The organism is Mesorhizobium sp. M1273 (assembly GCF_040318195.1).
GTDB lineage: Bacteria > Pseudomonadota > Alphaproteobacteria > Rhizobiales > Rhizobiaceae > Mesorhizobium.
The window spans coordinates 212,910-232,470 of sequence record NZ_JAMYLV010000003.1 but is presented as its reverse complement, the minus strand read 5'-3'; the positions used below and the strand labels follow the sequence as shown (position 1 = coordinate 232,470).

Here is a 19,561-nt window from a genome sequence, read left to right as displayed (position 1 = left end):
TGTCACTTGCCGCGCAGGCGCGGGTGGATGGCATTCTTCTTCCAGCTTAGTTCGGCATCGATCTCGCGGATCTCCAGCGACAGCGCGAAATGCGGCGTCGTGAACAGAGATGCGAGATGATCCGAAACAGTAGTGAAGATCGCCTCGCCGGTGCGTTTCTTTTCCTCGGCGCTGCGGCCCTTGCCGATGCGGAAGTTCATGTCGATGAACCCGTTCTCCGGGAGGCGATCGGCGATCGCGTATGCCTCGGCGCGAAAAGCGCGTACCCTCACCGCGCCATGTTCGAACAGGCCGGTTTCGAGGATGGTGCGAGCGACCAGCGTGCAAAGCGCGCTGATGTCGACCTTGGCGTCGAGATTCGCCGAATATTCGATCGCCATATGTGGCAAGGTTTCCTCCACCTTGTAATTAACATGTGAATTACATCTTGACGGCGGAATGTCAAGTGTCGTTCTCTATGCAGATACAGCTCTCGATGGTGGGATTGCCGCCCCCGGCGAAATCGCGGATATAGCTGCGATCCGAGTCTCATTGTGTGGTGCGAGTCGTACCGGAATTGGAATTTTTTGGAGACCTGACCTTGCTACCGCCCAGCACCCGCCGCTCCCTGCCCATGGCTCTGCTTCGCGCCCGCGAAGTGATCATGGCGCATTTCCGGCCGATGCTTGCCCGCCACGACATCACTGAGCAGCAGTGGCGCGTGCTGCGTGTGCTTGCCGAAGCCGGGCCGCTCGAGGCAACCGAACTTGCCCATCGCGCCTCGATCCTTCCGCCCAGCCTGACCCGCATCATCAAGGCGATGGAGGAACGGCAGTTCATCACCCGCAACAAGGTCAAGGATGACGGTCGCCGGGCGCTGCTCGCAATCAGCCCGGCCGGGCTGGCGCTGATCGAGGATTTGTCGCCCGAGCGCATCGCCATCTACGATGCGATCGAGCAGCGCTACGGCGCCGAACAGCATGAGCACCTGCTCGACCTGCTCGAAAGCCTGATCCAGTCGGAATCTTCCGAAAACCAGACTTGACAGCCTCTACCCGCCAAAACTGCCGAGTGCGCTCGGCTGCATGTAGTTGCGGCCGACATAGAGCAGCGCCGCCTCGTCGCTGCCGTGGCGGATGTCGACGACGCGGCCGAACATCACATTGTGCGTGCCAACCTTGTTCACGTCGCCGATCTCGCAATCGAAGCTGACGATGGCGTCGAGCAGCGCCGGCATGCCGGACGGCATGGTCTGCCATCTTGCCGCATTGTAGCGCTCGCCCATGTCGCGGATCGTACCGGCGAACTTTGCCGCCAGATGGGTGTGTAACTGCGTCAGCACGTTGACGCAGAAACGCTGGTTGGCGAGGAACAGACCGGTCTGCGCCGAGCGCTCGTTCATGCACACAAGCAGCGTCGGCGGATCGTCGGAAACGCTGCACATGGCGGTCGCAGTGAAGCCGCCGCGGCCGGCCGGACCATCAGTCGTGACGATGTTGACCGGCGCACAGACCCGCGCCATCGCCTCACGGAACTCCAGCCTTGCAACTTGTGGCTCCATGGCCGGGACCTCAGCTTGCGCCAGCCGGCAGCGGCGGCAGCCAGGTGTCGCCAGTCCAGCCCTTTTCGTCGTAGTCGGCCATGCAGGTGTCGACCAGTTCCTCCATCGCCCTCAGGCGCCCGCCGCGCTCAGCGCCCTTCAGCACCTGCAGCCGCACCTCTTCCGGCGCACCGGCATAGTTGAGCTCATAGAGCGCGTGGCGGCCGCCGAACTCGGTGCCGGTCGCATCCCACAGCAGCTTCATGATCTTGATGCGTTCGACATGGCCCATGTCATTGGAGCCGCGCACGTACTGGGCAAGGTACTTGTCGATCTCCGGATTGTCGAAATCCTTTGCCGAGGACGGCAGGTAGATCAGCCCCGAAGCGATGACTCGGCGCACCGTATCGATAACGCGCGGATAGGCCTCCGACATGAAAGTGCGATAGGCGAGCGCCGCTTCGAGATTGGGCAGCACGGCGCCGTTCGCCCATGGGATCGGGTTGTGCGCCATGGCGTTGGAAAAGCTCCAGAACATGTGGCGCAGCGCAATTACTTCGCCGAGGGCCGCCTGGTTGCCGCGGAAGGCATCCCCGCCCGTCGCGCGCAGCGCCTTCGCCAGCAGGCCTGCGAGGAAGTCGAGCTTGACGGCGAAGCGCGTGCAGCCCTGAAAACAATAGCCGTGCATGAAGCCCGACGCCGGGTGGAAGGAGAGGATCTTCTGCGCATCGCGCAGCACCAGCACGTCCTCCCAGGGGATGAAGACATTGTCCAGCACCAGGATCGCATCGTTCTCGTCGAAACGAGACGACAGCGGATAGTCGAAGGGATGGCCGACCGTGTTGGCCGTCTGCTCGTAAGAGACGCGGCAGAACATCTTTATCCCCGGCGCGTTCATAGGCACGATGAACATCACCGACAATGACGGGTCCTCGGTGACCGTCGCCGAGCTCTGCGCCAGGAAATTGTAATGGGTGAGCGCTGACGACGTCGCCACCACCTTGGCGCCGGACACCCAGATGCCGGCGTCGTTCTCCTTCGTGATGTGCACGAACACGTCCTTCACCTGCTCGGCCGGCTTGTGGCGGTCGATCGGCGGGTTGACGATGGCATGGTTCATGAACAGGGCCGCTTCCTGGGCGCGTTTGTGCCAGGCGAGTGCATTTCCCCTGAACGGGCCGTACCACTCGGCATTGGCGCCGAGCGTGTTCATAAGTGCTGCCTTGTAATCGGGCGTGCGCCCCATCCAGCCGTAGGACATGCGCGACCAGTCGGCGATGGCGGTCTGCTGTGCGGCGAGATCCGCGGCGGAATGGGCGACGCGGAAATATTTGTGCGTGTAGCCGCCAGAACCGGTGTCGGTCGGCGAGGTCAGCACCGCCTGCCGCGCCGGATCGTGCAAGGCATTGTAGAGGCGGGCCAGCGAGCGCGCCGAGTTGCGCATCGCCGGATGGGTGGTGACGTCGGCAATCCGCTCGCCATTGATATAGACCTCGCGCCCGTCGCGCAGGCTCTGCAAATATTCGGCACCGGTAAACGGCCGTTTCGTGTCGGCCCGGAAATCTTCCGATCGCATCATGATCCTCCTTTAACGCGTCAACTGTAGCGATCGTCGTGACAAAGGTTTATGGACGAAAGTATAGAACCACTTGGATTTTTTCGCCGTGATGAGCCAGACTGCCATTCTCGAATTCTTCGTCTACGGCGAACCGGCGCGTGCGCTCGACGTCGGATTCCTGCATGTCGAGACTGTTCTTGCGCGTGCCTCCGTGCATCGCGGCCAGGTTCTCGCGCACAAGCACCCGCAAATGGCGCAGATCACCTTCTGGACCGGCAGCAGCGGCATTTATCGGATCGAAGACGAGACCTGGAGTTTTTCGGCGCCGACGGTGAGCTTCATGCCGAGCGGCGTGGTCCACGGATTCAGCATCGAGACGGGCGCCGACGCCATCGTTGTCTCGGTCGCCGATGCTGCCCTTGCGGCGATCGCTGAGCAGTCCGCGCTGCCGCTCGACCAGCCGGTCTTCGTCACCGGACGCGGTGAAACGGCCCTCTGGGAAAGGTTGGGTGATACGGTTACGATGATCCAAGCGGAATATGCCGACAGGTTGCCCGGTATGGAGAAAATCCTGCCGCCGCTGATCGCCGTGGCATTGTCGGGCATCGCCCGCCTTGATGCGCAGTCGCATGCTGTCGCGGTGCCGGCGACGGTGGCGCTGGGCGGCCGGCTGCGGCGTCTGATCGACCGACACTTTCGCGACGACTGGCCGGTCGAGCGCTATGCCGCCGCGCTCGGCACCACGCGCCATCTGCTCGACAAGGCAGCGCGGCAGGTGCTCGGCGCGGGCGTACGCCAGGCGGTTGGTGAGCGGCGGCTGGTCGAGGCCAAGCGCCTGCTGCTGTTCACCGTGCGCCCGGTCGAGGACATCGCCTATGAGACCGGGTTCAACGACCCGGCTTATTTCTCGCGCTTCTTCCGCGCCGCCGTCGGCCTCTCGCCGGCGGCGTGGCGACGCCTGCGGCTCGGTCAGGACTGAGCGTCACCGTCGCTCAGGCGGCTGCCGTCAGTCCGGCGTCGAGAGCCTCGGCGATCTTTGCCACATCGGCGGACGAGATCACCAGCGGCGGCGACAGGATGATGGTGTTGCCGGAGACGCGCAGCATGACGCCGGCCTTGTAGGCGGCCTCTGCGGCGGCATTCATCGTCTTCTTGTCGGCCGGCTTCTTGGCGGCACGGTCGGAAACCAGTTCGAGCGCCGCCATCAGCCCTTGGTAGCGCACATCGCCAACCAAAGCGTGCTTCGCCTTCAGCGCCTCCAGCGCCTTGCCGAGCTCGACACCGCGCGCCGCCGCATTCTCGTTGACGGCAAGCCGCTTGGTCTCGGCGAGTGTGGCCAGCCCCGCCGCGCAGCCGACCGGATGGCCGGAATAGGTGTAGCCGTGCCCGATCGAGCCGAAGCTGGTCTTGTCGGCCTCGAAGACGTCGGCAACCTTGGCGCTGATCAGCGTGGCGCCGAGCGGGAAGTAGCCTGAGGTGATCGCCTTGGCGATGGTCATGAAATCCGGCTTCACTCCGGAGAGCCGCGAGCCCGACCAGGCGCCGGTGCGACCGAAGCCGGTCACCACCTCGTCGGCGATGAGCAGGATGTCGTGACGGTCGCAGATCGCCCGCACCATCGGCATGAAGCTCTCATGCGGAACGATCACACCGCCGGCGCCGAGCACTGGCTCCATGATGAAGGCGGCGATCGTGTCGGCGCCCTGGAAGGCGATCTCGTCTTCGATCGCCCGCGCGCAGAGTTTCGCCAGCTTCGCCGGATCGGTCTCGTCGAACGGATTGCGGTAGGTCCATGGCGCCGGTGTGTGGAAGACGCCGGGCAAAAGCGGCTCGTAGTTGCGCCGGAAATTGGCATTGCCGTTGACCGAGGCGCCGCCGAAATGCGTTCCGTGATAGCCCTTCTTCAGCGCCAGGAACTTCGTCCGGTCGCCCTGGCCCCTGATCTTCCAGTATTGCCGCGACAGCCGCAGTGCCGTCTCGACCGAGTCCGAGCCGCCGGAGGTGAAGAAGGTCCGTACCATGCCCTCGGGAGCGAACCAGTCGCACAGCTCATAGGCAAGCTCGATCGACGGTCCGGTCGAGGTGCCGCGAAAGCCGGAATAATAGGGCAAGGCGTCGAGTTGTGCTGCGATCGCCTTCTTGATCGGATCGCAGCTGTAGCCGAGGTTGACGTTCCACAGGCCCCCGACTGCATCGAGGACGGTGCGGCCTTCGGCATCGGTGACCGAGACGCCTTCGCCCTTCATGATGATCTTTGGCGGCGTCGCGCGCATCTCGGCCGGATGCGCCATCGGATGCCAGATCGGCTTGGCGTTGTTCTCGGTGAGGAAGTTGATGTCGCGCATCGGTGGGAACTCCGTTTCTTGAATTCTTAGGCCGCAACGCCGAAATGGCCGAGCGCCGCTGCATAGCCTTGCCCCGGTTGGGCGACGTCGAAATGCACGGCCAGCATGCCGGCGGCGACCGCGCCGTCGACGTTACGCTTCTGGTCGTCGACGAAGACGCAAGCCGCGGGCGGCAAGTGCAGTGCTTCGCTCACCATCGCATAAGCGCGCGGATCGGGTTTCAGGATGTGCGTGTAGGTGGCGTCGATGATGGTCTCGAACAGCGACAGCAGCGGCAGGCGCTCGCGAAAGCTGTTGCCGTAGAACAAGTCGAGCTCGTTGGAGAGGATGGCGAGCCGGATGCCAGCTTCATGCGCCGCACGGATCGCTCGTTCCGCCTCTGGCCGCACCACCGCTTGCGGGTCGGCGCCGCGCGCCCGCTGCACGAAAGTCGACATGTCGTCCCAGTCCTCGCCGACGAGACGGCCGACTTCACGCGTGCGCGTCTTCCAGTAGTCGCGCTCGCTGATCTCGTCGGCTTGCATGGAACGCCACAGCGGGTCGGATGCCGGATCGAACGGCCCGCGCCAGCCGAGCATGCCGGGCGTCAAGTCCAATGCGCGTTCGGTCAACGCGTGCGTTTCGAACAGCGTGCGGGTGACGACGCCGCCGAAATCAAGCACCAGCGCCTTTGGCGATGGCCCGCTCATGCAGCTTGAGTTCCTTCCGGCGCGCCCAGCGGCACAATGCCTTCGGCGACCCAGCGGTCGAAGATCTCCAGTGCCTTGGCGCTGAAGGCGGCGTCGTTGATGTGCCCTGATATCTCGTGCAACTCGGCATTGCCGGGCACGCTCGAGCGCATCTCCTTGACAAAGGCCGACAGCGCCTCCGGTTCGTGCAGCGGCTCGCCCTCCTGGTCCCATTGCTGGATGCCGCCTGCCGGCAGGATGAAGGCGGTCGGCCCGGTTGCGGCGGCGAGCTTCTCGCCGATGGCGCGCGCGATCTCCTGGCGGGTTTCGCCGTCTGATGTCACCGAGGCGAGCAGGCGGTTGTGCGCATGGTACGGCCGTTCGAAGAAACGGGCAGGCACTGCTTGCCAGGTCGGAAAATCCACCATGTCGACGGCGCCAGGTGCCACGATCTGAGGGATGCCTTGCCGACCAGCATTTTCCAGCCGGTCGGAGCCCGAATTCACCACCGAGCCGGTCAGCTGGTTGGCGAGTTCCTGAAGGCTGAAATCCATCACCGCGACGAAGCCGCGTTGCGCGGCGATCGCCTCAAGCGCCCGGCCGCCCATGCCGGTGGTGTGGAAGACGATGACTTCATAGCCGCGCTTCTCCAGCTCCGGCTTCAGCGTCACCATATAGTGCAGGCAGCTTTTTCCCAGCGAACTCATGCCTATCCTGGGCCGCGTCGCGTCCGGCTTAACGACGGCGCGCGCGGCACCCACCACCGCTCCGCAGGCCTGCGACAGCACCGCCTTGCAGGCACTGTTGAGGCCATAGAGACCGCCCGCCCACAGGATCATCATCAGGTCTGTGGCGATCCGTTCTGGTGGCAGCAGATGTGAATAGGCAATGGTCGAGATGACGAATTTCGGCACGCCGAGCGGCAGCGCCAGCGCGACATCGAGGGCAAGGTCTGTGCCCATCGAGCCGCCGAGCGCGATGAAGCCGTCGATTTCGCCCTTGTCGCAGAGCGCGCGGGCAAGCCGCGAGGCGCCGAGCGCCATCAGCGTCATCGCCGAATTCTCGTCGCCGCTGGCGATGATCGCCTCGATGGTCGTGTCGGCAGCTTGACCCACCGCATGCTTGTCATGCGCCGGCTGGTAGGGCGGATCGCCGAGCACGCTCACATCCATCATCACGGCGACACCGCCGACCGCCTCGATGCGCTCGCGCATGAAGAGCAATTCGTCGGCCTTAGTGTCACCGGTGCCTATAACCAGGATTCGGCGTGTCTCCTCCACAGTCAATCTCCTTGCAGGGGTATTTGTTGTCATGCTCGCTTGAGGCCCGGCTGGCCCTGCCGTCCGAAAAGCCGCTCGCTGATAACGCGCGCAGCCGCCGCCACACTGGCGCCATAGCGCTCGATCTCGCCCTTCTGGACCCGCACCTTAGGCGCCGCGACGGCGATGATGCCAATGGCAAAACCGTCGGCGCCGAGGGTCGGCGCCGCGACGCTGAGCACGCCCTCCTCGAAGCCTTGCGAGCCGGTCGAGTGCCCGCGCGCGCGGGCGGCGGCGACATGCTCGGCAAGTGTTTTCGCGTCGCCTATTGTGTGGGGCGTGAAGGCCGGCAGCGGTCCGGCCAGAACAGCGTCTCGGATACGCTCTTCCGTGAACGCCAGGAACGCAATGCCAGAAGCCGTCGCATGCATCGGCAGCACCTCGCCGAGTTGCACGCTGACGCGATTGGCCCTGGTCGATTCGACGACATGGACTGTGATCAGGCCGCGCTTCGAATATTCCGACAGGTGCACCGTCTCATTGGTTTCCGCCGCCAGCGCCTCGACCACCGGCACCGCCATGCGCAGGAAGGGGAACTGGGCTTCGCGCATCAGCGCCAGCCGCGCGACACCGGCGCCCAGCCGGTAAAGACGCGTGGCTTCATCCTGCTCGACCAGCCCATGCGCTATCAGGGAGACCAGCAGCCGGCGCGTTGTTGCCTTGTCATGGCCGGCGCGCCGGGCGAGGTCAGCCAACGCCGTCTCGGGCTCGCCGCGACCGAGCATTTCCAGCAGCGTGATGGCCTTGCTCACCGTACCCATGCGTATCTGATCCTCCATCTGATACTTAACGTGCGAATTAACTTGACAGGAAGCCGGTTCCTTTGCAAGTCTATATTCGAAATGTCGTTGCAAATAATGAAACGACAAGGCGGCCCGAAACAGGGCCTCGACATTTCAGGGACACTTGGCTTCCGCAGCGCGGAATTGGAGGGAAAGATGACGACAATTGAAGCCGGCGAAGCGAACCGGCTGAGGAAGAACAGCCTTGGCGTTGGCGCCATCACCTTCATGGTGATCTCGGCAGCGGCGCCTCTGACGGCTGTGGCTGGCGGCACGCCGCTCGGCATGCTGATGGGCAATGGCGCGGGCTTTGCCGGCACCTATCTGATCGTGACGCTGCTGCTGCTGTTGTTCGCGGTCGGCTATGTCGCCATGTCGCGCCATGTCGGCAATGCAGGCGCCTTCTATGCGTATGCGGCGCGCGGGCTCGGCGGTCTCGCCGGCGGCGCCACGGCGCTGATCGCAATCCTGTCCTACAATGCCATGCAGATCGGCGTCATGGGCCTTCTCGGTGCCGCGACCGCCGGGCTGTTCGCCGGCTGGGGCATCAACTTGCCCTGGTGGGCGTGGAGTTTCGTCGCCATCGCCATCGTCGCCGTGCTCGGCTACAGGCAGGTCGACCTGTCGGCCAAGATCCTGACCGTTCTGGTGCTTGCCGAATACGTCGTGGTGCTGATCCTCGACATGGCGATCGTCAAGACCGGAGGCGATAGTGGACTGTCAGCGGCGCCGTTCAGTTGGAGCCAGATCACCAGCGGCGCGCCGGCGATCGCCATCCTGTTCTGCTTTGCCGCGTTCATCGGCTTCGAGGCAACGACGATCTATGCCGAGGAGGCGCGCGACCCCAAGGTCACCATTCCGCGGGCGACATATTTCTCCGTCATCCTGATCGGCGTCTTCTACATGGTCACCGCATGGCTGATGGCGGTCGGTGCCGGCGTTGACAAGCTGCTGCCGGCGCTGCAGGGGCTTCAGGATCCGACCACGTTCCTGTTCGGCCTGTCCGACCGCTACGCCGGAACGATGCTCTCGCACGCCATGAGCATCCTGTTCGTGTCGAGCCTGTTTGCCGGCGTACTGGCGTTCCACAATGCGGTCGCCCGCTACATCTATGTTTCCGGCCGCGAGAAGCTCCTGCCGCGGACCATCGGCGTGACCCATTCGACGCACCAGAGCCCGCATGTCGCCTCGGTCATCCAGAGCGTGCTTGCCGCTGTCGTCGTCGGGCTCTTCGCCGTGCTTGGCCTTGACCCGGTGCTGGCGCTGTTTTCGTGGCTGACCAACGTTGCCACTCTCGGCGTCATCGTGATGATGGCGGTGGCCTCGCTCGCCGTCGTGATGTTCTTCCGTGCCAACCCGTCCAGTCAGGAGAACGCGGTGAAGACCACAATCCTGCCGGGGCTGACCTTCATCGCCTTCGTCATCATCATCTACCTGATCGTCATCAATTTCGGCGGCCTGTCCGGTGCTGGCGGGTTCCTCGGCGTGTTCCTGCCGGCGCTGGTGCTGATCGCGGCCGTGGTTGGCCTTGTGCTGGCGAGCGCGTTGAAGAGCCGGGATCCGGTGGCCTTCGCCGAGCTTGGACAGCCTTTGAAGGACTGAGATCAAGAGGGGCGGCGCATGACGCCGCCCCCTTCTTCACCCTAGGGGAGTAGCGGCGTTGAGCTTTGCCGAGAGCATCACCGTTGAGGCGCTGGAAGCCGATCCGTATCCGATCTATGCTGAACTGAGGCGCAACGCGCCGGTCGCTTTCGTGCCGGCGGTCAACCTCTGGTTCGTCATCCGCTGGAAGGATGTCGAAACGGTCGCGAAGTCGCCCGACATCTTCTCCGCGGTTGTCGGGACATCCCCGGTCGAACGCTCCTTCGGCAAGCCGACCATCCTGACCACCGACGGAGACGTCCACAAGGATCTGCGCCAGGGCGTCGACCCGAAATACCGGCCGCGCACCGTCGCTTCCTATGCCGGGGATCTCGTGCGCTCGATCGCCGGACCCTATCTCGACCGGATCGCCGAGCAGGGTGCGGCGGAACTGATGGCCGAGTATTTCGAGCCGGTGTCGACGCTCAGCCTGGCGCGCTCGCTCGGGCTGGCCGACATCGACATGCCGACCTTGCGGCGCTGGTTCTATGGCCTTGCCCAGGGCGCCATCAATTTCGAGAACGATCCGAAGCGCCAGGAAATCGCCGATGCGATCAGCGCCGAGGTTGGCGCCGCCATCCTGCCGACGCTGGAGAGGCTTGTCCACGCGCCTGACGACTCCGCCCTGTCGCACATACTGCATGACGGCATGCCGCAGGGTGCGACCCGCGCCATCGACTTCGTGATGCCGAGCATCAAGGTCATCCTGCTCGGTGGCATGCAGGAGCCCGGCCATGGCGCCGGCTCCATACTTGCCGGCCTGCTTTCGCATCCCGAGCAGATGCGGCAGGTGCTGGACGATCTGGAAACCTTGGTGCCGAAGGCGGTCGACGAGGGTCTGCGATGGGTCGCGCCGATCGGCACGCAGACGCGCCAGACGACGCGCGCGGTCGAGCTCGGCGGCGTGACGATCCCGGCGGGCGCGCCAGTCGCCGCGCTCGTCTCCTCGGCCAGCCGCGACGAAATCCGGTTCTCCGATCCCGACCGTTTCGACATCCTTCGTGATGAAGGCAACCACGCTGCCTTCGGCTTTGGCCATCACTTCTGTTCGGGTCGGTTTTTTGCGCGCGAGCAGATGTGCCTCGCGGTAAGGCTTCTGCTGGAACGGTTTCCGGATCTGCGGCTGGTGCCAGGCAAGGAACCGGTGTTCCGGGGCTGGGAATTTCGCGCGCCAACCACCCTGCATGTCGCCTTCGGAGCCGGTACCCAATGATCAACCAGAACACCATCGATATGCTGCGCAAGGCCGAGGTCGGCGTGCGAAACCTCTTCATCGATGGTGCGCAGACCGCAGGTGCAAGTGGCGCCACGCTGCCCGTGATCTCGCCGATCGATGGCCGCCCGTTCGCCAGCATCGCCGACGGCAACGCCGTCGATGTCGATCGCGCCGTGGCGTCGGCGCGCAAGGCGTTTGAGAAGGGCTCGTGGTCGCGCGCCGCCCCCGCCTTCCGCAAGAAGATTCTGACGAAGTTAGCCGAGCTGGTCGAAAAGCATGTCGATGAACTGGCGGTGCTTGGCGTCCGCGACAACGGCACCGAGATCGGCATGGCCTACAAGGCCGAGCCGTTATCGGCCGCGGGCACCATCCGCTACTACGCGGAGGCTATCGACAAGGTCTATGGCGAGATCGCGCCGACGGCCGAGAATGTGCTCGGGCTGATCCACAAGGAGCCGCTCGGCGTTGTCGGCGTCATCGTACCCTGGAATTTCCCATTGATGATCGGCGCCTGGAAGATCGCGCCGGCGCTGGCTGCCGGCAATTCCATCGTCGTCAAGCCGCCCGAGGTCGCTTCGCTGACGCTTCTGCGGCTGGCTGAGCTCGCTGCCGAAGCCGGGCTTCCCGCCGGTGTGTTTAACGTCGTTACCGGCCGTGGCGCGGTTGCCGGCGAGGCGCTCGGCCTGCACATGGATGTCGACGCCATAGCCTTCACCGGCTCGGGGCCGGTCGGCCGGCATCTGCTTGAGTATGCGGCGCGTTCCAATCTGAAGCGCGTCTTCCTCGAACTCGGCGGCAAGTCGCCCAACATCGTCTTTGCCGACGCCCCGGACCTGAAACAGGCCGCAATCGTCTCGGCCAACGGCATTTTTCGCAATTCCGGCCAGGTCTGCGTTGCCGGCTCGCGCCTGCTCGTCCAGGCGTCGGTCTACGACCGCTTCATGGACGAGCTCCTCGCAGCGACCACGCGGCTGAAGGTCGGCGATCCGCTCAATCTGACGAGCGACGTCGGTGCGGTATCAAGCGCCGAGCAGCTGGACAAGAATCTCGGCTTCGTCGAACGGGCGACAGCTGAAGGCGCCCGTCTGGTCACCGGCGGCGGACGGATCCTGGCCGAAACCGGCGGCAGCTACATGGCGCCGACGATCTTCGAGAACGTGACGCAAGAGATGCAACTCGCTCGCGAGGAGGTGTTTGGGCCGGTGCTCGGCGTGATGCGCTTCGAGACCGAGGAAGAGGCGGTGCGGCTTGCCAATTCGACGGTCTATGGCCTTGCCTCGGCGGTGTGGACCGCCAACCTCTCCACGGCGCATCGTATGGTGCGCAACATCAATGCCGGCGTCGTCCACGTCAACACCTATGGCGGCGCCGACATCACCGTGCCGCTCGGCGGCGTCAAGCAGTCCGGCTTCGGTCGCGACAAGTCGATGCATGCGCTGGACAAATACACCGATCTCAAAACGGCCTGGATTTCTCTCGGCTGACCGTTTCTCGCTAAGCGCTGCCGAGGATGAAATCGGCACAGCGGTCGGCGATCATGATCACCGGCGCGTTGGTGTTGCCACTGATGAGCCTGGGCATGACCGAGGCATCGCAGATCCGCAGGCGCGGCACGCCGCGGACGCGCAACCGCGGATCGACCACGGCACTGTCGTCATTGCCCATCCGGCAGGTTCCCGATGGGTGGTAGACCGTCTTGGCGTGTTCGAGGATGTGGCCGACGATCGCCTGGTCAGGAAGATCCGCGGCCGCGCCCGGCGAAAGCTCCTCCGCCACCATGGCCTGCAGCGCCGGCTGGCGCAGGATGGTGCGGGCGATCTTCATGCCGGCCAGCAGCAAGGCGAGATCGTCCGGATCGGACAGGAAGCCGGTGGTGAAGCGGATCGGATCGGCCGCATCGCGCGAGCGCAGCCTGACCGTGCCGCGCGACTTCGGCCTGAGCACACAAGGATTGATCTCCATGCCGTGCCGCTCGATCGAGCCGTGTTCGGCGCTCTCGATCATCACCGGCAGGACGTGGAACTGGATATCGGGACGGCCATCGCCATCGGCGTCGAAGAAGCCGCCGCTCTCGACCACATTCGAGGTGAGCAGGCCGGTGCGGAACATGAGGTACTGCAGGCCGTGGCGCAGCGCCCGCAGGCCACGGTCCTCACCAAGCAGCGAGATCGGCTGGCGCGTCAGCGCATAGACGGGAGCCGCGACGTGATCCTGCAGGTCGCGGCCGACCGCGGGCATGTCGCGGATGACGGGAATGCCCAGCGCGGTCAGATGTTCGGCTGGCCCCAGTCCCGACAGCATCATCAGCTTCGGCGTCGCCAGCGCGCCTGATGTGAGGATCACTTCGGCTTCCGCCGTCGCTGTATGGGTCTGTCCGTCCGATGTGGTGTAGGCGAGGCCGCTTGCCGCACCGTTTTCCAATGTCACGCCGGTGACAAGCGCATCGGTGACGACGGTGAGGTTGGCATTGCCTGCCAACGGCTTCAGGAACACCTTTGCCGCCGATTGTCTTTCGCCATTCGCGGTCGTCGTCTGGTAAAAGCCGACGCCTTCCTGCCTGTCCCCGTTGAAGTCGTCATTGAAGGGATAGCCGGCCTGTTGCGCGGCCCTGACATAGGCCAGAGACAGCGGATGGCGATGGCGGGGATCGGAGACGGGCAGCGGTCCGGTGGTGCCGTGGCGATCGCCGGCCAGCCGCTCGTTGCGCTCCAGCCGCCTGAACACCGGCAGCACCTCGTCCCAGCCCCAGCCGGGACAGCCAAGGTCGCGCCAGTCATCATAGTCCTGCGGCTGGCCCCTGACATAGAGCATGGCATTGATCGACGACCCGCCGCCCAGCGTGCGGCCCTGCGGCACCGGTAGCCGGCGGCCGCCGACGCTGGGTTCGGGATCGGATTCGTAGATCCAGCTGCGCGCCGTGCCGATCACCTTGGCGAAGGTGGCGGGCATGTCGATGAAGCGCGAATTGTCGGCCGGCCCGGCTTCGACGATCAACACGCGCTTGCCGGTATTGACCAAGCGGTTGGCCAGCGTGCAGCCGGCCGAGCCGGCGCCGGCGATGATGTAGTCGTACGCAGCGTTCATGGCGTCAGGCGTAGCGCATGATGACGGTCTTGGTCTCGAGATAGCCGTCGATCGCCGCGCGGCCGTGTTCGCGGCCGATGCCGGACTGCTTGAAGCCGCCGAAGGGTGCCGCAGGGTCCAGCGTGTTATGCGAATTGACCCACACCGTGCCGGCCTTGAGGCCGTGGACGGCGGTCATCGCCTTGCCCATGTCGCGGGTCCAGATCGAGGCCGACAGGCCATAGCGCGTGTCGTTGGCGATATGGATCGCCTCGTCGAGATCGGCGACAGGCATCGCCGCCACCACCGGACCGAACACCTCCTCACGCGCGATCTCCATGTCGGGCCTGATATTGTGCAGGATGGTCGGCGCGACATAGTGGCCCCTGGCCGGCACCGGCCGCGCACCGCTGACACGTTCGCCGCCGGCCGCCAGGCCGCGCTCGACAAAGCCCTCGACGCTCCTTCGATGCTTGGCCGAGACCAGTGGGTTGATCTGGGCTTCGGCATCGCGGCCGGCGCCCAGTGTCATGCCATCGGCGATCTCGGCCAGCCGCGCCAGCGTGCGTTCGTAGATAGACTTTTCGATCAGCAGCCGCGAGGCCGAGGTGCAGACCTGGCCCTGGTTGAAAAACATGCCGAGCCCGGCGACCAGGGGCTCAATGCCCTCTTCCATGTCGGCAAGCAGGATCATCGGCGATTTCGACCCGAGCTCCAGCGTGAAGCGGGCGACATGGTCGACGGCCGCGTGGCCGACGCGTTTTCCCACTTCCGTCGAACCGGTGAAGGTCAATTTGTCGATGCCGGGATGACGGATCAGCGCCTCGCCGGTGACGCTGCCGCTGCCGGTCACGATGTTGATGACGCCGGGCGGGAAGCCTGACGCCTTGATCAGTTCTGCGAGCCTGAGCAGGCCGAGCGGCGTCTCCTGCGGCGGCTTCAACACCACGGTGCAGCCGCAGGCGAGCGCCGGCGCGATCTTCCACATGCCGATCAGCAACGGGAAATTCCACGGCACGATGGCGCCGACGACGCCGACCGGTTCCATTATGGTCATCGCTTGATGCCTGGCGCCAGGCGGCACCGGAATGGACACCTGGAAGGTCGAGCCCTCGATCTTGGTCGCCCACCCGGCATAATAGCGCAGCCAGTCGACGCTGCCGCCGGCGCTAAGCATGCGGGCGACACCTAGCGACTTGCCGTTCTCGATGCTTTCGATCTCGGCCAAGAGATCGGCATCGGCCTCGATGGCGTCGGCGAGCTTCAGCATCAGGTTCTGGCGGTCGACCGGCCGCATTGAGGCCCACGGGCCTTCAAGGGCTGCACGCGCAGCACGCACCGCCTGGTCGACCAGTTCGGGACCGCTCTCGGGCACATGCGCGACGATCTCGCCGGAGGCGGAATCATCGACAGCGAGGCCATTTCCCGCCAAGCCGTCAACAAAGCGTCCATTGATGAAGGGCCGGTGCGGACGCGCCAGGAAAGCGGCGGCAGCAGTGCTGATCGGCGGCACGGTTCTCTCGTTCACGCCATCCTCCTCGATTGCTGGTGAACACGTTGCATCAGGGTTATGGAGCGTGTCGGCTGGCTTCAAGCGGCTGATGGTGCCAGTGCACGCTCAGTCAAAACAAAGTTCCCGCTTGGACAAGACGCCCCGCAGTCGACTGGCCTAGATCAAAGTCGCATCGAGCAGCGTGTTTTGCGCAGGCTTCCCGGTTGTCAAAGAGGTGTCGACGATTGAGTGCGTTGCTGGGCAATCCGATGGTCACCACTGCTGCGCTGCCACTCGCGCTCGGCACGGTGATGGCGCTGTTGGCAAGGGTCGCACTGCCGGGATCAGTGCTTTCTCTGCTGTGGGCCGCTTTGATTTTGTTCTTCTATTGGGACACGCTCGGGCCGCCTGTGGTGCCGCCGGTCGCCGCCAGCCAGAAGCTGATCTATCTCGCCTCTGGCGGCATCGTCGTGGGCCTGTTGCCCGAACGCCTGTTGGGCGCTGCCGTTGCGGGCAAGCTTGTCGCCGCCGCGCTTGCGGTAGCCTTGCTGTGGCTTGGCTGGCGCCGCCTGGCCGGCGGTTCACTCGACCTGCAGATGGTCGCCGCCCTCATCGCCGGCCTGTTGGCGATCGTCGGCGCCGCGATGCTGCTGTCGGCGCGGTCCTCGCCATCGTCGTCCGCCGAAGCGCCGTTCCTGGTGCCGGCGGCGATGCTCGCTTTTTGCCTGGCCGGCGCCATCATCTCGGTGCTTGGCGCCTCGATCGTCACCGGGCAATTGCTGGGATCGCTTGCCGCGCTCGCCGGCGGCTGGTGTCTTGTCCAGTACATCACAGTGCTGCGCGGAGGCTCCGCCGTTGCCTGGAGCAAGGGCACTGAACTGCTGCTTATCTACGCCGCAGCCACCGTGCAGATCCAGGTCGCGCTGCTGGCGCCGAAGGCTAATCCGGTCGCGCTGGTGCTTTCATCCTTGCCGCTGATCGTGGCCATGCTGATGCCCGGTCCGCTGCGGGGCCTTGTTCCCGGCGTCCGGCCGTTGCGGCCGCCGATTGCCGGTCTGCTGATCGCCACACCGGCGATATTGGCCATCCTGACGGCGATCCTATGGGCGCCGCATGGAGCCGCCCTCGGCTTTTCCTGAGCCAAAGAACGACAACCAACAATGGGGAGAGTTACGTGACGATGAGAAAACTGACGGCCGCGTTGGCCTTTGCCTCGGTGTGCGCATTCGCATCGGCAGCACATGCCGACACTTACGAGATCGACGGCCAGCACGCCTGGATCACCTTCACCATAAAGCACGGCATCTACGGCATCGCGCATGGCCAGTTCGATGCGGTGAAGGGCGCCATCGTGATGGACAAGGCCGATCCATCGAAAAGCAGCGTCAAGGCCGAGATCGATGTCGGCTCGGTGCACACCGCCTATGACCAGCGCGACAGCGATTTGAAAGGCCCCGACTTCTTCAACGCCGCCGAATTCCCGGCGATCTCCTTCGAAAGCACCAAGGTAGAGAAGGTCAGCGACAAGACCGGCAAGGTCACCGGCAATCTCACCATCAGCGGTGTGTCCAAAGAGATCACCCTCGACGTGACGCTGATCAACGAGGCGCCGGCGCCGTGGGATGCGACGCTGACCAAGGCGGCGTTCAGCGCCACAGGCAAGGTCAGTACGGCCGACTTCCCGATGGCCAAGGCCGCGGCCGGCTTCGGCCTTGGACCGGATGTCGACATCGTCATGGATTTGGAAGCGGTGAAAAAGTAATCCGGCGAGCGAGTGCCGCGCGCAAGGTCGCGCGGCACTTCATCGGACAGGGCGCAAAGTGCGCACTCAGTCAAAACAAAGTTCTCGCTCGGACAAGACGCAGATTGGCCGGTGCCGCATTATTCCCAGCGAAGATCGGCACATAGCCGGCGCGCTTACCAATCGGGATGGAACAATGCGATTTTCGGGAAAGACGGCTTTCATTACCGGCGGCGGCACCGGGATCGGCGCGGCGGTGGCCAGGCGCATGGCGGCCGACGGCGCCAAGGTGGTCCTGATGGGCCGGCGGCGCGAGCCGCTGGAAGCTGTGACCAAGGATATTGGCGGTCTGGTGGTGCAGGGCGATGCCGCCGATCCGAAGGCGGTGCGTGCGGCGCTTGCCGAAGTGCATGAAAAAATCGGACCGGTCGACATCCTCGTCGCCAATGCCGGCGGCCATGGTGTCGGCCCGACGATTTCGATGAGCGACGAAACCTGGAGCCTGGCGACGCGCACCAATCTCGACACCGCTTTCGTCTGCGCCCGCGAATGCCTGCCGGACCTGATCGCGCGGAAGGGCAACATCGTCGTCGTTGCCTCGATCGCCGGCCTGTTTGCCGGCCCGGACGCCGCCGGCTACGTCACCATGAAGCATGCCTGCATCGGCTTCGGCAAATCGCTGGCGCGCGACTATGGCCGCAAGGGCGTGCGCACCAACATCATCTGCCCGGGTTGGGTCTCGACCGACATGGCCGACGAACAGATGGCGGTGATCGTCGAGAAGCACGGACTTGGCTCGATCGACGATGCCTACCGGCTGGTGACCAGGGACGTCCCGCTCGGCCGGCCGGCGACACCGGAAGAGGTTTCCAACGTCGTCTGCTTCGTCGCTTCGAGCGAGGCGGCCATGATGAACGGTTCGATCCTGACCGTCGATGGCGGCGCCACCGTCGTCGACCTGCCGACATTAGCTTTTGTCGATTGATTGGGAGAGTGCGATGAACGACCAGAACAGGCCGGCGGACTGGAAGCATTTCGACGATTTCGCCGCCGGCATCGCCACCAACCGGCTGGCGACGACATCAGCGTTGCGCGGCCAGACCTTCAAGATCACGCTCGACACGGGGCGCACAATCGACCTTGCCTTCACGTCGCCCGACACGGTGGCGTGGAGCGAGGGCAGCGAGGCCGGCGCGGACTGGTACGAGGCGCTCGAAGTCGCCGCCAACGTGTTCTTCATCAACATGACTTTCGCCGCCCGGCCGACCGAGGATGAGGCCTACATCGTCAACACCAGCACGCGCCGCGTGCTGTCGGTGCGCGAACGGGTGCGTGAAGCAGGCGAAGCGCCCGGCGAGCCGCGCGTCGCGCAGACCTGGTCGGCCGGCGTGCTCGGGGATCCCAGCAACGCGCCGACCGGTATCAAGCCGGCGCCGACCCGGGACCTGATCGGGCTCACCGCGCACTACACATACAGCCCCAACCACGTCTACGAGCACATCTATCTGAGCTCCGAGCGCTATGCCTGGCAGAACCTCGTCGGCATCCAGCGTGGCCATGGCGACGTCGACCTGGCGACCACCTGGAAGTTTGCCGACAACCAATATGTGTTCGGCTTCCGCGAGTTCATCATCCCGGTCGCCTCGCTGTTCTTCTACAATTGGGACGTCATGCGCTCGACCGGGAAATTCCTCGGCGTGACCAGCCTGGGCAAGGTCGAGAACAAGCCGGCCGGCGCTCACATCGAGAAGAAATCCAGAACCGTCTACGACGAAGGCAAGGCGCCGGTCTGACCGCGCGGGAGAACGCGATGAACAAGAACTACGAAGCGATCAAGGCCCATTACGCCGGTTCCGATGCCAAGGACCTATCTGCGATGATGGCGCCAATCACCAGCCGCACCGCCTGGACCGAAATGGCGGGCTTCCCCTATGCCGGCACCTATGTCGGCCCCGACGCCATCATAGCGGGGGTCTTCAAGCGCATCGGCGAGGAGTGGGACGGCTACACGCTGAAGCTCGAAAGACTGGTCGACGGCGGCGCCACCATCGTCGGCATCGGCACCTATTCGGGCACCTACAGGAAGACCGGCAAGCAAATGTCGGCGCGCGTCGTCCATGTCTGGGAGATGGACGACGGTAAAGCCGTGAGTTTCGAGCAGTTCACCGATACCAGGCTGGTCGCGGCAGCGACGGTCTGAGGCATGCGGGCGGGCGC

19 protein-coding genes are annotated in these 19,561 nt (G+C 64.6%); 10 read left to right on the top strand and 9 right to left on the bottom strand.

Annotated elements, in window-relative coordinates; translation table 11 throughout:
• Positions 1-2: 2 nt before the first annotated feature.
• Entirely contained in the window at positions 3-389 is a 387-nt protein-coding gene (locus tag NKH30_RS05480) for a 5-carboxymethyl-2-hydroxymuconate Delta-isomerase (RefSeq protein ID WP_352503132.1), read from the bottom strand.
• Positions 390-613: 224 nt separating this feature from the next.
• Here NKH30_RS05480 and hpaR point away from each other — a divergent pair, with 224 nt between their 5' ends.
• The gene (hpaR, locus tag NKH30_RS05475) at positions 614-1,024 is read left to right on the top strand and encodes a homoprotocatechuate degradation operon regulator HpaR (protein WP_352539479.1); all 411 of its coding nucleotides are present in this window, start codon (positions 614-616) and stop codon (positions 1,022-1,024) included.
• Between the two features lie 6 nt (positions 1,025-1,030).
• Here the strand turns inward: hpaR and NKH30_RS05470 are convergent, their stop codons facing one another.
• Entirely contained in the window at positions 1,031-1,540 is a 510-nt protein-coding gene (locus NKH30_RS05470) for a flavin reductase (protein WP_027027471.1), read from the bottom strand.
• A gap of 10 nt (positions 1,541-1,550) precedes the next feature.
• A complete protein-coding gene (locus NKH30_RS05465) occupies positions 1,551-3,095 on the bottom strand; it encodes a 4-hydroxyphenylacetate 3-hydroxylase N-terminal domain-containing protein (RefSeq protein WP_352539478.1) in 1,545 nt (514 codons plus the stop codon).
• A 91-nt stretch (positions 3,096-3,186) separates the two neighbouring features.
• Here NKH30_RS05465 and NKH30_RS05460 point away from each other — a divergent pair, with 91 nt between their 5' ends.
• A complete protein-coding gene (locus NKH30_RS05460) occupies positions 3,187-4,056 on the top strand; it encodes a helix-turn-helix domain-containing protein (RefSeq protein ID WP_352994489.1) in 870 nt (289 codons plus the stop codon).
• 13 nt (positions 4,057-4,069) lie between these two features.
• Here the strand turns inward: NKH30_RS05460 and NKH30_RS05455 are convergent, their stop codons facing one another.
• The 4 genes from NKH30_RS05455 to NKH30_RS05440 are packed head-to-tail and all read right to left on the bottom strand — an operon-like array spanning position 4,070 to position 8,170.
• Positions 4,070-5,422, bottom strand: coding sequence for an aspartate aminotransferase family protein (locus tag NKH30_RS05455; RefSeq protein ID WP_352503133.1), 1,353 nt, complete (start codon positions 5,420-5,422; stop codon positions 4,070-4,072).
• 26 nt (positions 5,423-5,448) lie between these two features.
• Positions 5,449-6,111 carry an HAD family hydrolase gene (locus tag NKH30_RS05450; RefSeq protein WP_352469643.1) on the bottom strand — a complete coding sequence of 221 codons (663 nt, stop codon included), beginning with the start codon at positions 6,109-6,111 and terminating at the stop codon, positions 5,449-5,451.
• Positions 6,108-7,403 (bottom strand): Tm-1-like ATP-binding domain-containing protein, encoded by a 1,296-nt coding sequence (locus tag NKH30_RS05445; RefSeq protein WP_352539279.1) that lies wholly within the window; start codon positions 7,401-7,403, stop codon positions 6,108-6,110. Before NKH30_RS05445 ends, NKH30_RS05450 begins: the two co-directional genes overlap by 4 nt.
• Complete coding sequence (locus NKH30_RS05440; protein ID WP_352994487.1) at positions 7,400-8,170, bottom strand: IclR family transcriptional regulator; 771 nt, start codon at positions 8,168-8,170, stop codon at positions 7,400-7,402. The genes NKH30_RS05445 and NKH30_RS05440 overlap by 4 nt, the downstream gene beginning before the upstream one ends.
• A gap of 177 nt (positions 8,171-8,347) precedes the next feature.
• Between NKH30_RS05440 and NKH30_RS05435 the strand changes: the two genes are divergently transcribed.
• From NKH30_RS05435 to NKH30_RS05425, 3 genes are read left to right on the top strand one after another with little or no spacing between them, the layout of a single operon-like run.
• On the top strand, positions 8,348-9,793 hold the full coding sequence (locus tag NKH30_RS05435; RefSeq protein ID WP_352469646.1) for an APC family permease: 1,446 nt from the start codon (positions 8,348-8,350) through the stop codon (positions 9,791-9,793).
• 58 nt (positions 9,794-9,851) lie between these two features.
• Positions 9,852-11,045: a cytochrome P450 gene (locus NKH30_RS05430; protein WP_352539277.1), complete on the top strand. Its 1,194-nt coding sequence runs from the start codon at positions 9,852-9,854 to the stop codon at positions 11,043-11,045.
• Complete coding sequence (locus NKH30_RS05425; RefSeq protein WP_352539276.1) at positions 11,042-12,532, top strand: aldehyde dehydrogenase; 1,491 nt, start codon at positions 11,042-11,044, stop codon at positions 12,530-12,532. Before NKH30_RS05430 ends, NKH30_RS05425 begins: the two co-directional genes overlap by 4 nt.
• Before the next feature lie 10 nt (positions 12,533-12,542).
• Here the strand turns inward: NKH30_RS05425 and NKH30_RS05420 are convergent, their stop codons facing one another.
• Positions 12,543-14,132 (bottom strand): GMC family oxidoreductase, encoded by a 1,590-nt coding sequence (locus tag NKH30_RS05420; RefSeq protein WP_352767508.1) that lies wholly within the window; start codon positions 14,130-14,132, stop codon positions 12,543-12,545.
• Positions 14,133-14,136: 4 nt separating this feature from the next.
• Positions 14,137-15,639 (bottom strand): aldehyde dehydrogenase family protein, encoded by a 1,503-nt coding sequence (locus NKH30_RS05415; RefSeq protein WP_352767506.1) that lies wholly within the window; start codon positions 15,637-15,639, stop codon positions 14,137-14,139.
• Positions 15,640-15,848: 209 nt separating this feature from the next.
• On the opposite strand from NKH30_RS05415, the gene NKH30_RS05410 reads away from it, so the two are divergent.
• The 5 genes from NKH30_RS05410 (at position 15,849) to NKH30_RS05390 (ending at position 19,544) form a co-directional block, all read left to right on the top strand.
• On the top strand, positions 15,849-16,742 hold the full coding sequence (locus tag NKH30_RS05410) for a hypothetical protein (protein WP_352767504.1): 894 nt from the start codon (positions 15,849-15,851) through the stop codon (positions 16,740-16,742).
• Between the two features lie 41 nt (positions 16,743-16,783).
• Complete coding sequence (locus NKH30_RS05405; RefSeq protein ID WP_352539477.1) at positions 16,784-17,365, top strand: YceI family protein; 582 nt, start codon at positions 16,784-16,786, stop codon at positions 17,363-17,365.
• 175 nt (positions 17,366-17,540) lie between these two features.
• Positions 17,541-18,329 (top strand): SDR family NAD(P)-dependent oxidoreductase, encoded by a 789-nt coding sequence (locus tag NKH30_RS05400; RefSeq protein WP_352469653.1) that lies wholly within the window; start codon positions 17,541-17,543, stop codon positions 18,327-18,329.
• Positions 18,330-18,342: 13 nt separating this feature from the next.
• Positions 18,343-19,137 carry a MoaF C-terminal domain-containing protein gene (locus NKH30_RS05395; RefSeq protein ID WP_352469654.1) on the top strand — a complete coding sequence of 265 codons (795 nt, stop codon included), beginning with the start codon at positions 18,343-18,345 and terminating at the stop codon, positions 19,135-19,137.
• Between the two features lie 17 nt (positions 19,138-19,154).
• Entirely contained in the window at positions 19,155-19,544 is a 390-nt protein-coding gene (locus NKH30_RS05390; RefSeq protein ID WP_352469655.1) for a nuclear transport factor 2 family protein, read from the top strand.
• Positions 19,545-19,561 lie beyond the last annotated feature (17 nt).

Excerpts from the sequence above, each read along its gene's own strand:
- hpaR (WP_352539479.1), top strand. The coding sequence starts at position 614 with ATGGCTCTGCTTCGCGCCCGCGAAGTGATCATGGCGCATTTCCGGCCG.
- NKH30_RS05470 (WP_027027471.1), bottom strand. The coding sequence starts at position 1,540 with ATGGAGCCACAAGTTGCAAGGCTGGAGTTCCGTGAGGCGATGGCGCGG.
- NKH30_RS05465 (WP_352539478.1), bottom strand. The coding sequence starts at position 3,095 with ATGCGATCGGAAGATTTCCGGGCCGACACGAAACGGCCGTTTACCGGT.
- NKH30_RS05460 (WP_352994489.1), top strand. The coding sequence starts at position 3,187 with ATGAGCCAGACTGCCATTCTCGAATTCTTCGTCTACGGCGAACCGGCG.
- NKH30_RS05455 (WP_352503133.1), bottom strand. The coding sequence starts at position 5,422 with ATGCGCGACATCAACTTCCTCACCGAGAACAACGCCAAGCCGATCTGG.
- NKH30_RS05450 (WP_352469643.1), bottom strand. The coding sequence starts at position 6,111 with ATGAGCGGGCCATCGCCAAAGGCGCTGGTGCTTGATTTCGGCGGCGTC.
- NKH30_RS05445 (WP_352539279.1), bottom strand. The coding sequence starts at position 7,403 with ATGACAACAAATACCCCTGCAAGGAGATTGACTGTGGAGGAGACACGC.
- NKH30_RS05440 (WP_352994487.1), bottom strand. The coding sequence starts at position 8,170 with ATGGGTACGGTGAGCAAGGCCATCACGCTGCTGGAAATGCTCGGTCGC.
- NKH30_RS05435 (WP_352469646.1), top strand. The coding sequence starts at position 8,348 with ATGACGACAATTGAAGCCGGCGAAGCGAACCGGCTGAGGAAGAACAGC.
- NKH30_RS05425 (WP_352539276.1), top strand. The coding sequence starts at position 11,042 with ATGATCAACCAGAACACCATCGATATGCTGCGCAAGGCCGAGGTCGGC.
- NKH30_RS05420 (WP_352767508.1), bottom strand. The coding sequence starts at position 14,132 with ATGAACGCTGCGTACGACTACATCATCGCCGGCGCCGGCTCGGCCGGC.
- NKH30_RS05405 (WP_352539477.1), top strand. The coding sequence starts at position 16,784 with ATGAGAAAACTGACGGCCGCGTTGGCCTTTGCCTCGGTGTGCGCATTC.
- NKH30_RS05400 (WP_352469653.1), top strand. The coding sequence starts at position 17,541 with ATGCGATTTTCGGGAAAGACGGCTTTCATTACCGGCGGCGGCACCGGG.
- NKH30_RS05395 (WP_352469654.1), top strand. The coding sequence starts at position 18,343 with ATGAACGACCAGAACAGGCCGGCGGACTGGAAGCATTTCGACGATTTC.
- NKH30_RS05390 (WP_352469655.1), top strand. The coding sequence starts at position 19,155 with ATGAACAAGAACTACGAAGCGATCAAGGCCCATTACGCCGGTTCCGAT.